The 15337-nt window shown below is 39.0% G+C and carries 16 protein-coding genes; 5 read left to right on the top strand and 11 right to left on the bottom strand.

Annotated features, from left to right (window positions below; all coding sequences use genetic code 11):
* Positions 1–6: 6 nt before the first annotated feature.
* The 7 genes from P8P68_RS01920 to glmU all read right to left on the bottom strand — a co-directional run bounded on the left by P8P68_RS01920 (position 7) and on the right by glmU (position 5987).
* Positions 7–1770 (bottom strand): glycerophosphodiester phosphodiesterase, encoded by a 1764-nt coding sequence (locus tag P8P68_RS01920; protein ID WP_213951979.1) that lies wholly within the window; start codon positions 1768–1770, stop codon positions 7–9.
* Between the two features lie 8 nt (positions 1771–1778).
* Positions 1779–2369 carry a 3'-5' exonuclease gene (locus P8P68_RS01915; protein WP_000413620.1) on the bottom strand — a complete coding sequence of 197 codons (591 nt, stop codon included), beginning with the start codon at positions 2367–2369 and terminating at the stop codon, positions 1779–1781.
* Positions 2370–2450: 81 nt separating this feature from the next.
* The gene (gene rocS / locus P8P68_RS01910) at positions 2451–2945 is read right to left on the bottom strand and encodes a chromosome segregation protein RocS (protein WP_000021252.1); all 495 of its coding nucleotides are present in this window, start codon (positions 2943–2945) and stop codon (positions 2451–2453) included.
* A 76-nt stretch (positions 2946–3021) separates the two neighbouring features.
* Positions 3022–3714, bottom strand: a complete 693-nt coding sequence (locus P8P68_RS01905; protein WP_278276054.1) for a 5'-methylthioadenosine/adenosylhomocysteine nucleosidase — start codon at positions 3712–3714, stop codon at positions 3022–3024.
* Positions 3715–3729: 15 nt separating this feature from the next.
* A complete protein-coding gene (macP, locus tag P8P68_RS01900) occupies positions 3730–4041 on the bottom strand; it encodes a cell wall synthase accessory phosphoprotein MacP (RefSeq protein WP_278276053.1) in 312 nt (103 codons plus the stop codon).
* A gap of 11 nt (positions 4042–4052) precedes the next feature.
* Positions 4053–4598: an NUDIX hydrolase gene (locus P8P68_RS01895; protein ID WP_000393797.1), complete on the bottom strand. Its 546-nt coding sequence runs from the start codon at positions 4596–4598 to the stop codon at positions 4053–4055.
* A gap of 9 nt (positions 4599–4607) precedes the next feature.
* On the bottom strand, positions 4608–5987 hold the full coding sequence (gene glmU, locus P8P68_RS01890) for a bifunctional UDP-N-acetylglucosamine diphosphorylase/glucosamine-1-phosphate N-acetyltransferase GlmU (RefSeq protein WP_000073757.1): 1380 nt from the start codon (positions 5985–5987) through the stop codon (positions 4608–4610).
* 155 nt (positions 5988–6142) lie between these two features.
* On the opposite strand from glmU, the gene P8P68_RS01885 reads away from it, so the two are divergent.
* The 5 genes from P8P68_RS01885 (at position 6143) to lysS (ending at position 10624) form a co-directional block, all read left to right on the top strand.
* Positions 6143–6943, top strand: coding sequence for a glycoside hydrolase family 25 protein (locus P8P68_RS01885; RefSeq protein ID WP_001227570.1), 801 nt, complete (start codon positions 6143–6145; stop codon positions 6941–6943).
* Positions 6944–7047: 104 nt separating this feature from the next.
* Complete coding sequence (locus tag P8P68_RS01880; protein WP_278276292.1) at positions 7048–7890, top strand: DUF368 domain-containing protein; 843 nt, start codon at positions 7048–7050, stop codon at positions 7888–7890.
* Positions 7890–8372 carry an aminoacyl-tRNA deacylase gene (locus P8P68_RS01875; protein WP_001085910.1) on the top strand — a complete coding sequence of 161 codons (483 nt, stop codon included), beginning with the start codon at positions 7890–7892 and terminating at the stop codon, positions 8370–8372. The genes P8P68_RS01880 and P8P68_RS01875 overlap by 1 nt, the downstream gene beginning before the upstream one ends.
* Positions 8372–8995, top strand: coding sequence for a histidine phosphatase family protein (locus tag P8P68_RS01870; protein WP_000780804.1), 624 nt, complete (start codon positions 8372–8374; stop codon positions 8993–8995). The genes P8P68_RS01875 and P8P68_RS01870 overlap by 1 nt, the downstream gene beginning before the upstream one ends.
* Before the next feature lie 138 nt (positions 8996–9133).
* Entirely contained in the window at positions 9134–10624 is a 1491-nt protein-coding gene (lysS, locus tag P8P68_RS01865; protein ID WP_000102437.1) for a lysine--tRNA ligase, read from the top strand.
* A 226-nt stretch (positions 10625–10850) separates the two neighbouring features.
* Here the strand turns inward: lysS and P8P68_RS01860 are convergent, their stop codons facing one another.
* The 4 genes from P8P68_RS01860 to P8P68_RS01845 all read right to left on the bottom strand — a co-directional run bounded on the left by P8P68_RS01860 (position 10851) and on the right by P8P68_RS01845 (position 15175).
* A complete protein-coding gene (locus P8P68_RS01860; RefSeq protein WP_000823413.1) occupies positions 10851–11690 on the bottom strand; it encodes an amino acid ABC transporter substrate-binding protein in 840 nt (279 codons plus the stop codon).
* Positions 11691–11705: 15 nt separating this feature from the next.
* On the bottom strand, positions 11706–12335 hold the full coding sequence (locus tag P8P68_RS01855) for an amino acid ABC transporter ATP-binding protein (protein ID WP_278276052.1): 630 nt from the start codon (positions 12333–12335) through the stop codon (positions 11706–11708).
* Positions 12336–12345: 10 nt separating this feature from the next.
* The gene (locus tag P8P68_RS01850; RefSeq protein ID WP_278276051.1) at positions 12346–12987 is read right to left on the bottom strand and encodes an amino acid ABC transporter permease; all 642 of its coding nucleotides are present in this window, start codon (positions 12985–12987) and stop codon (positions 12346–12348) included.
* 388 nt (positions 12988–13375) lie between these two features.
* The gene (locus P8P68_RS01845; protein ID WP_278276050.1) at positions 13376–15175 is read right to left on the bottom strand and encodes an FctA domain-containing protein; all 1800 of its coding nucleotides are present in this window, start codon (positions 15173–15175) and stop codon (positions 13376–13378) included.
* Positions 15176–15337 lie beyond the last annotated feature (162 nt).

Here is a 15337-nt window from a genome sequence, read left to right as displayed (position 1 = left end):
TTTTTCTTAGAAATCAAAGAATTCCATTGCTTTCTTTAAGAGTAATTCCGTATATTCCGGATCGTCTTGAGCCATTGTGACTTGTGACTGGACCATTTCAAGATCATCAGTAATCATGCCATCTGCACCGAGACGAACTGCTTTATCAAATGCCTCCGAACCATTTACGGTCCAAACATAGAGTCTCTGATCAGTTGTCCAGAGTTTATTGACAAAGTATTCGTCCAAAGTTGAGTACTCCATAGTGTAACCAGTTGCCTTGGTTCTTGGGAAGATACTGTTATAGGGAAGAATAAAGTAAACTGGAATTTCAGAATCATAAGTCAACACTTTATCAATCACATGGTAGTCTAGCGATTGCATCTGGTGTCCATATTTCTTGATAGTCGCTCCGTACTTTTCGAGGAAATGGTCCATCATTTGCGGACTATCTTTTTTACTGGTCTTAATCTCAATCAGCAATTTTTGGTTTAAAGCATTTGCACGCTCTAAATAGGCATCAAAGCTTGAAATCTTTGTTTGATAACCATTCTCGTAAATATCTGTATTTGTTAATTCATCCAGAGTCAAATCTTGCGGTGTAGCATTAATACCTGTTAAATTTTTGAGGTTAGCATCGTGCATCATCACGAACTGACCGTCTTTCGTTTCCTGCACATCCATTTCGATGAGATCTGGTTTTAGTTGAGCTGTTTTTTCTAAAGACTGCACAGTATTTTGAACACCGTTTTTATTACTTACTCCTCTGTGCGAAATCACTAAAGGTGTATTGGTATCTGGAGTTTCCAGATAAACGTAGCCTTCTATGGCAAAGATGATGCTTGCACACCCCATGACACCCCATCTCATCAGATGATCTTTCTTTCGCCTTGGCATAATCTCTAGTTCTTCTCCTGTCAGGAAGGAAACAAACTTCACTAGGAAATAAGTAAGGGTCATATAATGGAAATTTTTAATCAAGACAAAATTAATTACACCGAGAATCAAGGATTCTTTTTGAGTTAGATTATCCATCACTGCTTGCGCAAAAAGCAAGGGAATTAACAAACCAAAGAAGAAAAGATACGTTTTAATGATAATGAGCAAGAGATGCCAAGAGAAGAAAAGGACATTTTTCTTTGTCTTTTGGAGACTATATTTCACACCTTCTCTTACGGTCTTTCTTTCAAAGAGAATCTTAGGAAGGGCAAACATAAATCGGACAGAGATGTAGAGAAAGATCCAAGCGGATGCTATGATCATCAGACCTACCAGCCAATGTTTACCTTCCCAATAATTCACAATAAAATCAGGGATAATAATCTTGTTGAGGTAGTAGATTTTTAAAATCTTACGGATGAACGGGAAAAGCAAAGCAATGTAAAAAAAGACAAAGGCCATCTTACAAAAGCTCAATCGCTTAACGAATAGAAAACTCTGGTGAAATACTTTTCTACTGTACTCAATTAAAGTTCTCTTTTCATGATAGAGAAGGTGACGAGCTCCTATAAACAAAAGACAAATCTGGAAATAGGCAACCAGGAGATTGATTGCAATTAAGATGAGAAAGGCTAAACTGATAAAAGGCGAGCCTTGTATAATCGCCCAAAAGTTATTGTAGGAGATAAACAAGTAACCTGTTTGTCTCAGAAGGATGCCAGCAATCCATGAATTTAATGGTAGCCAGACAAACTCAACCATCATAAATATCAAGAAAAATAGAAATAAAATCTTATCTAGGTTATAGTATATCTTCCTAAAACCTAGCTTCTTAGGTTTTTCAGGTTTCATAAGCACTCCTAGTCTAAAAATTGGGATAAATCTAAGCCACCGAAAGGATTCATCGAAAAACTACTCTGGTCTTCTATTAATAGCTTTCCTTCATCTGATTCCAAAAAAGCTTCGTAAACACGCGCCGTCATGCGGGCATCCTCTAAACTGTTATGAGACTTCCTGTGAAAGCCTAAAAAATTTGCAACAGTTTGCAATTTAAGATTGGCTATGCCGTGTAGATCAGAACTACGGCGTTCAAAAGCCTCCTCATATAGATCAACCTTATACTGGTCACGATAATCAATGCCATGCTCCAAGAGAATAGGCAAATCACTCTTAGCTGCATTGTAACCAACGATAGGTAAGTTACCGACAAATGCTTGAAAGTCCTTTAAAACTTGTTCTACCTTTGGCGCATCTTTCAAGGTTTCAGCTGTGATTCCAGTCAAACCATTGATAAAACTCTTCAATGGGGCTGTAGTATAAACATAAGAGTCAAAAGCAGCACATTCTTGCCCATCTTGAAAATGGACTGCTGATACTTGAATTAAATGGGTAACCCCCTCGTGTTGATTGAATTCCAAATCAAAGGCGATATAATCTCTTAATTTTTCCATTATTTACCTCAATTACTACCCAAAATAAACTATAAATAATAAAAGAAGCCATTAGGTTAGTGAGTAACCCAAACAGCTTCTTTATTTTCCTCCAAAAAGGCGAGCAAAAAAGCCTTTTTTGGTTGCTTGGACTTCTTCTTTTGCTTGGTCCAACTCGAGTTTCAAGGTTTCTTGATCCTTCATGGCTTGAAGAGTTAACTGTTGCTGTTGGTCCAACTGTTTGTCCTTTTCAGCAATCTGGCGGTCTTTGATACGCATCTGTTCGTCTTTTTCTGATAACTGGCGGTCTTTTGCTTTGAGCTGCTCGTACAAGCGAAGAATTTCAGCGTTTTTCTCATCGACCAAGATTTCCATCAGTTCACGTTGTTTGACATCATCACTGACTGGTTCATCTTCAAAAATCGTTTTTTTGTAGATTTCTTCTAGCTTGATCAAGCCACTTCGAGTAACTACAGTTACACCTTTGTCATTTTTTTTCGTGTCCTCTTCTGGAAGTTCTTTGACACGATTGTTGATTGCTTGACGAGATAGTCCTAAAACCTCTGCAATCTCACTGACGGTCATTTCAATACTCATAATATCCTCTGAAACGTTTTCTAGCTTTTCTTTATTTAAATCTTATCATAAGCTAGATAAACTGTCAAATTTCCGCTTAATCCAAGGCCTTTAAAAAGGCTAGTAAGACTTGGGCAGAACGATGTCCAGCTTCGATAATAAACTCATCAAAAGAGATAGAGGCTTCGTGATTGGCATTGTCACTCATAGCACGAATGACTAGGAACGGTAAATTAAGAGACTGAGCCGCTTGTGCAATAGCAGCCCCTTCCATTTCAACTGCTAAAACATCAGGGAAGTGGGATTTGATACTAGCAATCTTATCATCTCCAGCTATAAAACTGTCTCCTGTAGCAATCAAGCCTAGGTGCCATGTCTGCACTAACTGAAATAAGTTTTCTTTAATCCTAGCGATAAATTTCTTATCTGATTCAAAGTACAGAGGTTGACCAGCCATTTGGCCATAAGCATAACCAAAAGCAGTCACATCCACATCATGGTATGCTAGTCTATCTGCAATCACGACATCACCAACAGCAATCCCTTCTGCTAGAGCACCTGCTGATCCTGTGTTGATGATAGCTTCTACCTGAAAATGGTCAGCTAGAACAGCTACACTCATAGCTGACATAACTTTCCCAATTCCACTCTGAACTAGGACAACTTCTGTCTTACCAATAAGACCTGTGTAGTAAGTATTTCCGAGGACTTGGACTTCTTGAGGTTTGTCCAAATTCTGAGTCAAATATAGGAGCTCTTCCGGCATGGCAGCAATGATTCCAATTTTCATTTCATGTCCTTTCAATTACAAGAGTTTCATCGCTAAAATTAACAAAATCAAGAGTATAATGACTGCAAACAAGATGCGATTGAGTTTCGAATTAAAAACATTTCTCTTGGTGTTCTCAATGCGGCGGCTCTTATGAATCGTTGGCTCTACTTCGATTGTAAGTGTATCTTGACTAAAACCGTGGTCTCTAGAACGTGAATAACCAAAATATTGTGAAGACGTTGGTAGGATCTTTGTTTCCTCATCATCTTGAAGAGGTGGTCCTGAGATTTTCTCACCACGATTGGCACGTTCAATCATTTCGTCTGTTAATAAAGGTTTTCCCATGGGTTGCTCCTCTATTTCTTTTGTAGTTCCCAGTACTGGATCGCCATAATAGTTTTGGCATCACAGATATGACCTGACTGGATCAGGTTTTTGGCTTCCTCTAGGCTTACTTCTAGGACTTCCAAAGTTTCATCATCATCTTGTGGGCGAGGATTTTCCACCTTGACCAAATCACTAGCGAGGTAGAGTTTTAGTTTTTCATTACAAAATCCAATCGCAGAATAGAAATCGTACAACAGTTCTAACTTACCAGTGTAGGCAACTTCTTCTTCCAATTCACGAAGCGCCGCTGCCATTGGATCAGCATTTTCACCAAGTTCTAGTTTACCAGCAGGAATCTCATAAGAAACCGCCTCGATAGCCTTTCGGTATTGCTTAACGAGAACGATTTTGTCCTCAGCTGTCACGGCTAGTACACAAACAGCTCCATTGTGAAAAATCAAGTCACGTTGGGCAGTGCCCTTTCCTTCTGGTAGTTCCACCTGGTCTTGTACTAGTTTGAAAATAGGACCTTGATAGATTTCCTTCCGACTAATCGTTTTTTCTTCAAATTCCATGACAAACTCCTACTGGTTCTTTGGATGATGAGGGAGGCGAGTCGCATATTCATCTTTGTTGACCTGACGTCCACGGCCGATAGCAATGGCATCAGCAGGAACATTCTTGGTAATGGTTGAACCCGCTCCAACCAGAGAATTATCCCCAAGTTCTACAGGAGCAATAATAGTTGAGTTTGAGCCAACAAAGACATTATTGCCAATGACAGTTTTATATTTATTTTTGCCATCGTAGTTGACTGTAATAGTTCCTGCACCAAAATTAACGTTGCTACCCACTTCACAGTTTCCAATATAAGTCAAATGACCCGCCTTGGTATTTTCACCAATTGAAGATCCTTTTACTTCAACAAAATTTCCAATGTGAACTTGAGCAGCCAGGCTTGAACCTGGACGAATATGGGCATAAGGGCCAACAGTCACGCCGTCTGCAACTGTACTTTCCTCAATCATAGAGTTGGTAATCACAGCTCCAGCTCCGATAGTGCTATCCACTACATAAGTACCGTTTGTCAAAACAGTCTCAGCACCAATCTTCGTTTGACCTTTCAAGGTAACATTAGCTTCGATTTGGACTTCGGGAGCAATCTCAACATCAATGTCGATGTAAGTTGCTTCAGGATTGACAAAGCTAACACCATTAACCATATGCTTTTGGTTGATACGGCGACGCATCACTGCTTCTGCAGTCGCAAGAGCTACACGGTCATTTACCCCGAGGCTTTCATCAAAATCCTTGAGAGTATAGGCCCCAACCTTCTCACCCGCATTACGGAAAATACCAATCACGTCAGTAATATAGTACTCACCTTGGGCATTGTTGGTGTTGATGTTTTTAAGGGCTTCAAAAAGACGTTCATTGTCAAATACATAAGTTCCTGTATTGATTTCCTTGATTTGTTTTTCAAAGTCTGTGGCATCTTTCTGCTCCACAATGCGAAGAACTTCAGCATTATCATTGCGGACGATACGACCATATCCAAAAGGATCAGCTGCTTCAGCTGTCAAGATCGTCGCCACATTTTTGTGATTGATATGGAAATCCAAAAGGTTTTTCAAGCTTTCACCTGTAATCAGAGGAGTATCTCCAGCGATAACCAATGTGTGGCCTGTACGATTTTGGAGAATAGGCTCTGCCATCATGACAGCATGCCCAGTTCCTAGTTGTTCTGATTGGGTAACAAAGTCTGTCTGACCGGCTAATACTTGCTCAACTAGCTCTGCCTTGTGACCAACTACAGTAACTGTTTTTTCAGGTTGAATAGCACCAACACTACGAAAAACATGTTCCAACATCGAAATTCCAGCTACTTTATGAAGTACCTTTGGAAGATCTGATTTCATGCGAGTACCTTTACCCGCTGCTAAAATAATGGCATAATTTGACATAATCTTCTCTTTTCTCTAGAAATTCCCTTATATTATACCATAATTTAGTTTCTTAGGAGTAAACAAACAGAAAAATAGGGAGAAGACGCCCATATATTCACTTTTTCCGATGTTTTCTTTGATTTTTTTGTCTATTTACGTTAAACTATTTAAATATGAGAAAAAAGATTCATCCAGCTATTATTTTTACTTTATTTACTATATTTATAGCTATTTTGATCCTCAATAGACCAACTTATGAAGACCATCCTATCAAGTCAAAACCCAATGCAGTCCAGGTTGAAAATCAGGCCTTGCATAATCTTGACAAACCTATTATTGACGTCTCTGGCTGGCAAATACCTGAGGAAATCAACTACGATACCTTATCTCAAAATATTTCTGGTGTTATTGTTCGTGTCCACAATGGGGGTCAGCATACTGAAACAAATAATGCCGCCTATGCCAATGGTGTCGATAAAGCCTATATAAATCATATTTCAGAATTTCAAAAACGGAATGTTCCAGTTGCTGTTTATGCCTATCTAGCAGGTACTAGTAAGAAAGAAATGGAAAAAGCTGCTGAGGTTTTCTACAATGCTGCTTCTCCATACAACCCTAGTTACTATTGGCTCGATGTTGAAGAAAAAACAATGTCCGATATGAATGAAGGTGTTGAAGCTTTTAGGGCTAAACTAGAAGCCCTTGGCGCCAAAAATATCGGAATTTACATCGGTGTTTATTTTATGCAAGAGCATAGTATCAATACAGATAAGTTCTCTGCTGTCTGGATTCCATCTTATGGAACGAATTCAGGCTACTTTGAAACCACGCCTAATACAGATTTAGACTATGACCTCCATCAGTATACTTCAAAAGGAAGAATTGCTGGATTTGAACATCATTTAGATATTAACCTGATTTCTACCTTGAAGGAAAAAGAAGAAACCTTCAGAAAACTATTTTTAAGACCATAAAACAAGTGAAAATCGTAACTTTTTCACTTGTTTTTTCATTTTTTTGCCGTCTGTGTTATAATTGATAGAATAGAGAAGAATTTTATGAAATTGAGGATTTTATGATGTTTTCATGGATTGCAAGAGTTATTAAGGGAATCATCATCGCCTTAGGATTTATCCTACCTGGAATTTCTGGTGGTGTTCTGGCAGCTATTTTGGGAATTTACGAGCGAATGATTTCTTTTCTGGCTCATCCCTTTAAAGATTTTAAAGCGAATGTCCTATACTTTATTCCAGTAGCAATTGGGATGTTGCTAGGCATTGGTTTGTTTTCTTATCCAATCGAGTATCTGCTAGCAAATTACCAAGTCTATGTTTTATGGAGTTTTGCTGGAGCTATCATCGGTACAGTGCCTAGCCTCCTTAAAGAATCTACTCGAGAATCTGATCGGGATAAGATTGACCTAGTCTGGTTCTGGACCACCTTTATCCTTTCAGGTGTCGGGCTCTACGCGCTAAATTTTGTTGTTGGTTCTCTCAGTGCTGGTTTCGCTAGTTTCATCTTAGCGGGTGCTCTTTTAGCTCTAGGTGTCTTGGTGCCTGGTTTAAGTCCGTCAAACCTACTCTTGATTTTAGGGCTGTACGCTCCAATGCTAACTGGCTTTAAGACCTTTGATTTATTCGGAACCTTCCTTCCTATTGGGATTGGTGCAGGAGCAACACTCATCATTTTTTCAAAATTAATGGACCACGCCTTGAACAACTACCACTCCCGTGTTTATCACTTTATTATTGGGATTGTGCTGTCAAGCACCCTCTTGATTTTGATTCCAAATGCTGGAAGTGCTGAAAGTATCCAATACACTGGACTTTCTATTGTGAGCTATGTTCTCGTCGCCTTCTTCTTTGCGCTTGGCATTTGGCTTGGTATCTGGATGAGTCAATTGGAGGATAAATATAAATAATGGCAAAGAAAGTTAAGATTAAAAAAACCTTGGTCGAACAAATCTTGACCAAGGCGGGTATTGACCATACTGGTATACAAATCAACGCGCTTGAGGGAGAACTTCCTTCAGAATATGATCGAACTCATATCTTTAAAACCTTGGCTCTATTAGGGGACAAAACGGGGCCAATCATCGGAATCGTTCCCATAACAGAACACCTCGCTGAGAAAAAACTAGCAAAGGTTTCTGGTAATAAAAAAGTCAGCATGATTCCTCAAAAAGACCTAGAAAAAACGACAGGCTATATTCATGGGGCTAATAACCCCGTCGGCATTCGCCAAAAACACAATTATCCTATTTTTATTGATCAGACTGCTTTGGATTTGGACCAAATGATTGTCTCTGCTGGAGAAGTTGGGCATAGTATTATCATCCGACCTCAAGACTTAGCCAGTTTTGTAAAAGCGGACTTTGCTGATATCTTGGAGGAAAGTAAGTAATGAAACTCTATTTTGTCCGTCATGGTCGCACCCTCTGGAATCTTGAAGGACGTTTTCAAGGTGCTAGTGGTGACTCTCCCCTTCTTCCAGAGTCCATTGACACACTAAAACAACTGGGGCAGTATCTTAAGGAAATTCCTTTTGATACGATTTATTCTAGTGATTTACCCAGAGCCGTTAAATCTGCTGAAATTATCCAAAGTCAACTCCTAGCCCCTTGTCCTTTAAAGAGCATTCCTAACCTACGTGAATGGCAACTTGGCAAACTAGAGGGATTAAAAATTGCTACGCTCAATGCCATCTACCCACAACAAATCAAGGCCTTTCGCTCTAATCTGGCTCAGTTTGATACGAGGATGTTTGAAGCCGAATCTCTCTACTCTACGACTCAGCGAACCATTCAGTTTATCAAATCTCTGAAAGAAAGTCCGGCTGAAAGAATTCTGATTGTCGGGCATGGGGCCAATCTCACTGCTAGCCTTCGTACACTTTTAGGCTATAAAGAGGCTCACCTTCGCAAAGATGGAGGCTTGGCAAATGCTAGTCTGACAGTTTTAGAGACCGATGATTTTGAAATCTTCACTCTGGAAAGATGGAATGACACTTCCTATCAAAGAAAATAATGGAACTTGATCTTAATAGTCAAGTTCTTTTTAGTTTTCAAAGAATATCCGTGAATTTCTCTGCTATTTATGATAAAATGGGAGTATCGCAAAAAATGACTCATCGTATCAAATTTTGAGTAAAATTAGGAGGAACCCATGTCTACAGAACATATGGAAGAACTAAATGACCAGCAGATCGTTCGCCGTGAAAAAATGGCTGCGCTCCGTGAACAAGGAATCGATCCCTTCGGAAAACGTTTTGAACGTACTGCTAACTCACAAGAGCTTAAAGACAAATTTGCAGAACTTGATAAAGAACAATTACATGAATTAAATGAAACTGCTACTATCGCTGGACGCTTAGTAACCAAACGTGGAAAAGGGAAAGTCGGCTTTGCCCATCTTCAAGACCGAGAAGGTCAAATCCAAATCTACGTTCGTAAAGATGCTGTTGGTGAAGAAAACTACGAAATCTTCAAAAAAGCAGACCTCGGTGACTTCCTTGGTGTCGAAGGTGAAGTCATGCGTACAGATATGGGAGAACTTTCTATCAAGGCAACTCACATCACACACTTGTCTAAAGCACTTCGCCCACTTCCAGAGAAATTCCACGGTTTGACAGACGTTGAAACCATCTATCGTAAACGTTACCTTGACTTGATTTCTAACCGCGAAAGCTTCGAACGTTTTGTTACTCGTTCAAAAATCATCTCTGAAATCCGTCGTTATCTAGATCAAAAAGGCTTCCTTGAAGTGGAAACACCTGTCCTTCATAATGAAGCCGGTGGTGCTGCTGCTCGTCCATTTATCACTCACCACAATGCCCAAAACATTGACATGGTGCTTCGTATCGCGACTGAGCTTCACTTGAAACGCCTTATCGTTGGTGGTATGGAACGTGTCTATGAAATTGGCCGTATCTTCCGTAACGAAGGAATGGACGCTACTCACAACCCTGAATTCACTTCTATCGAAGTTTACCAAGCTTATGCAGACTTCCAAGATATCATGGATTTGACGGAAGGTATTATCCAACACGCTGCTAAGGTAGTTAAGGGTGATGGTCCAGTTAACTACCAGGGCACTGAAATTAAGATCAACGAACCATTTAAACGTGTTCACATGGTGGATGCTATCAAAGAAATTACTGGTGTTGATTTCTGGCAAGATATGACTTTCGAAGAAGCTAAAGCTATCGCTGCTGAGAAGAAAGTTCCAGTTGAGAAACACTACACTGAAGTTGGTCACATCATCAATGCCTTCTTTGAAGAGTTCGTCGAAGAAACCTTGATCCAACCAACCTTTGTCTATGGACATCCAGTAGCAGTATCTCCACTCGCGAAGAAGAATCCTGAAGACGAACGCTTTACTGACCGTTTCGAGCTCTTCATCATGACTAAGGAGTACGGTAATGCCTTTACTGAGTTGAACGACCCAATCGACCAGCTCAGCCGTTTTGAAGCTCAAGCTAAAGCTAAAGAGCTTGGTGATGATGAAGCAACTGGTATTGACTACGACTACATTGAAGCCCTTGAATACGGTATGCCACCAACAGGTGGTTTGGGTATCGGTATCGACCGTCTCTGCATGCTCCTCACTGATACAACTACTATCCGTGATGTATTGCTCTTCCCAACAATGAAATAATACTCTTCGAAAATCTCTTCAAACCGCGTCAGCATTTCCTTGCCGTATGTATGGTTACTGACTTCGTCAGTTATATCCACAACCTCAAAACAGTGTTTTGAGAAGCCTGCAGCTAGCTTCCTAGTTTGCTCTTTGATTTTCATTGAGTATAAGCTCTTATCCTCTGGTACTTTCCAGAGGATTTTTCAATGCAAAAAGAGACTGAGGAAAAACTCAATCTCTTTTCTTATTCTTGATTTTTAACTTGACTGGTGGCTACATCTTCCCCAAACCATTTCTGGCTGATTTCCTGAAATTTTCCTTCTTGGTATAGTGAGATAAAGGCTTGATTCAGAGCAGCTAGCAAGGTTTTATCAGCAGGTCTAACACCCACTGCAAAAGCTTCACTTTCAAATCCAGCTGAAAAGACATTGTAGTCATTTAATATTCCTTCAGACTGGAGATAATAATTAGCATATACCCGGTCAATCACAAGGGCATCAATCCGATCATTTTTCAAATCAATCAAGGCTTCATTGAAACTTTGGTATTGATTGGCCTTCTGATCTTTCACTTGATTCTTGAGTAGTTCGGGTTGTCCTTCAAAATTCAAATAGCCAGAAGATCCTGCCTGGGCCCCTAAAACTTTGTCAGTCATATCCTGAATTGAGTGGATATTTTGAGACTTTTTAGAGACCAAAACTTGTTGATTTTCCATGTAAGGAATGGTAAAAGCAACCTTCTCTTTCCGTTCATCTGTAGCTGTATAGCCATTCCAGATGGCATCAATGGTACCATTTTGTAGCTCGGTTTCTTTCATATCCCAGTCGATGGGTTGAAATTTAATCTGAATTCCTAGCTTTTCAGAAACAGCTTGGGCCAGGTCAATATCAAAGCCTGCATACTGGCCATTCTTTTCCTCAAATCCCATGGGAACAAAGGTATTGTCAAAGCCAATGGTAATGCTTCCCTGTTTTTGATATTTGGCCCAATTATCCTGATTTGGATCACTTGCCTTCTGAGTACAAGCCGTCAGGAAGAAGCTAAAGAACAGAGCAAGTACAAGGGCAATTTTCTTTCTCTTCATAGGCACCTCCTAGTCCTACTTTGGATCAACCTTAAGGATCTGATCAGCAATGTTTTCCGCAAACTGAAGATCGTGGGTCACAACAATCTGGGTCATCCCACGCTCTTTATTTTGAAGGATAAGTTTTTCTACTTCTAATCGCAATTCTGGGTCTAAGGCTGATGTAGGCTCATCATATCCAATAATTTCTGGGTTTATCATCATGGCGCGTGCTAAGGCCACCCGTTGTTTTTGCCCACCTGAAAGTGAGAATGGAAAGGCATCTGCATGTCCAGCTAACCCAAGCTGTTCTAACAAACCACGCGCCCTCTTCTCAGCAACTTCCTTCTCCATGCTCATCGTTTTTATGGGCGACAGAGTTAAGTTATCTAGAACTGACAAATGCGGAAAGAGTTGAAAATCTTGGAAAACAAATCCCAGAAGATTGCGCTTTTCTAGTTCGTCTATAGCTAGCGATTCGCCGTTATAGTAGATTTCTCCAGAATCAATGGTTTCCAGTCCAGCTAGCATACGTAATAGGGTTGTCTTTCCGCCTCCTGATGGACCTACGATTGCGAGGATTTGCTTTTCAGGAATTGATAGGCTGAAATTGGTTAAGATTTGTTTGCCACTAAAGGCTTTGTTGATGTTTCGTAATTCTAACATAGCAATCCTCCTATCTGTAATAACTGTACTTCTTCTCAAGTTTTTTCGCTACAATGGTTACAAGACCAATCATAATCAAATAAATCGCTCCAGCTAAAAACATAGGAACAAGACTGGCATCTCGATTAGCTGCAGTCCGACTAGCCAAAATCAAATCTGAAATCCCCAAAGCATAGACCAAAGAAGTATCCTTGACCAAACTCATAATTTCATTAAAGACACTCGGTAAGACAATCTTTGTAACCTGAGGAAGGATGATATAGCGAACTGTATCAAAGGAGCCAAATTTTAACACTTTTGCGGCTTCATACTGCCCTTTGGGAATGGTTTCAATCCCACCACGAAAGATTTCTGCAAAGTAGGCTGCATAGTTCAATACAAAAGCGATCACAGCAGCAGGAAAACGATCTAAACGTATCCCAATGCTAGGAAGAACATAGTAAATAAAGATTAATTGCAAGAGCAAAGGAGTCCCTCGCATTACCCAAATATAAAGGTCAATGAGATAATGGAGGGGTTTCCAACGGACTTGCAAAGCAAAGGCAACGACAATACCTAAGGGAATTGAAAAGATCAAGACCAGAGCAAAGACTTGAAGAGTCATACTTGCACCATTCAATAAACTTGGTAATATCTCAAACATATAAGACATACTGCACCTCCTAAAAATTATTGTTCCTATTATAGCATAAATAAACAATTTAGCAAGGGTTTTTGTAAAAAAATTCTATAATTCTTGAACTATACACCTTTATCTAAGAAATAAGAGCGAAATATCATCTTACAGAATTCGAAGAATTATAAGGATTCTAGACTCGAATATAAGTTTAACTTCTAAATCTGAGAGAACAATGATCCAATTTTTTTATCAAATATCTATAAAAATTTCATTGATACAGAACGCTGTTTTCTCTCATTCACTTCATACCTCTAGAGATATAAAAAAAGAACCACTTTATAAGAATAGTATCATTTCTACTATCCATACAAGTGGCTCTTTGATGATGCCATAGCAAAGGCATTAAGATTTTTCAACTAGATTATTTAACTTTTTTGAAACGGAATAAGAGAATGGAACCGAATGCAAGTACTACTCCTACAACAGTAAACAAGATAGTCATTTCAGATGTACCAGTATTTGGTAGCTCTTTATTTTCTTCTGGTTGTTTAGGTTTGTTATCTGAAGAACCCGGAGTCTCAGCAACATAAGTATTTGTGATGGTTGGATTATTACCTGTAACTGTTGCTACAAGTTGACCTTGACCATTGTCTGCAACTTTTACTGTTACTGTATAAGCATTTTTATCATAAGTTACACCAGCTTCACCACCATCTTTTTCAGTGATCGTGTATGTGTGAGTTCCTGCAGTAGTGTATTCAATCGCTGGGAAAGCAACTGTTCCGTCTGCAGCATTCTTAGCTGTTGCTACAAGTTTGTCGCCTTCTTTCAATTCAAATTCATATTTATCTGCCTCAAGAGTTTTACCATTTAGGACTTTCTTAGCAGTAATTGAAGTTGTTGCAGATTTAGCAGAATACGAATTTACAAAAACTTTATTGTCATATTTAACACTTGCAAACTTCTCACCATAAACATCTGTTACAGTAACTTCTGCGTTAATAGTCTTATCATCGTAAGCAAAACCTGGTTTTTGATCATTAACTTCTTTGATCTGATACTTATAAGTACCCACTGTAGAGAATTTAACGGCTTTAAATTTCACTTTGCCATCTTTATCATTCTTAACAGTTTCCACAACTGATCCGTTTGGATCAAGTAGTTGGAAGCTAAATTCTTCAGCAGCTAAGTCTTTTCCTTTTAACTGCTTAGAAACCTCAAATGAAACTTCTGTAGAACGTGAACCTGAACTAATACCTTCAGTTGTGGTTAATGGTGCAAAACCTTCTACATCAAAGTTTTCAGTCGAAGTCGTAATTTTAACGTTATTGAAAGCTTTCTTTGTTGTATTATCAACTGGAGCTGTGATACGAGTCTTATAAACTACATACAAACCTTGGTTGATTAGATCACCATTACCATTTGGAGTAATAGTGAAGCGATTAGAATCTTGAACAACAATGTGACTTGGATTCAAAAGAGGATGATGCTCATCCTTACCCCATTCAGTAAAGTAGTAACCTGTAATCTCACTAGCTAATACTTGCCCTTCAGGGATTGTATCTTGAATCGAAACGCCTTCATAAGGATTAGCATATTTGTTTACGCGAATATACCAATTAATATAATTTGGATCGTTCGTATCTTGAACTCCCCATTTAGTAAATCCTGTTGGATCCTCATCTGGAACAATACGAGTCAAATTGTATACTCCTGCTCCAGGAATGTCGATTGGATATGATTTATTGAGTTCAACATTATCAGCCCATACAACAGTAAATAAGGCCGAAATTTGTTTCTCTTCAGGTAAGTTAGCAAAATAATCTTCGTTACTTACCGTCACAGTCGCTGTATTTGCAGACTTATTTGTCGTTAACTCAGCAACTTTAGTGACTCCATCGTTACCAAAAATTTCAGTAGTTGAATCTGATTCAATTTTGAATTCATTTGGAACTTTATAAACCATAAAGTCACCATTCTTCAACGTTGTTGAGTTGTCGAATTTGTAAGTGGTTTGAAGGTAAAATTTCCCTTCACCATACTCTGCACCGTCAACTAACTTATTATTGTTAATTGTCGGTACTGTCGTTAGCGTATAGCTACTAGATGGTAGTTCAGCAGCTTTAACCACATTGCTAGTTCTTAGTACTGGGATAAATACTGAAGCTACTAACAATAGCGCCATGAATGCATGAGAAAGTTTTTTATTAATCTTTTTCACAACATTTGCCTCCTTTATTTTTGGGGATAGATTCCCCTATTTATTATTATATATTCTTATATAAATTTGTCAAGTATTTCATAGTAGTTCGATGTTCAAATCATACCTTTAAACCCTTATTTTATAGGGTGTAGCAGGCTTTCATCGTTCAAAACTTCATCT

The sequence above is a fragment of the Streptococcus sp. D7B5 genome (genome assembly GCF_029691405.1).
GTDB lineage: Bacteria > Bacillota > Bacilli > Lactobacillales > Streptococcaceae > Streptococcus.
This window is presented reverse-complemented; position numbering and strand designations above follow the sequence as displayed.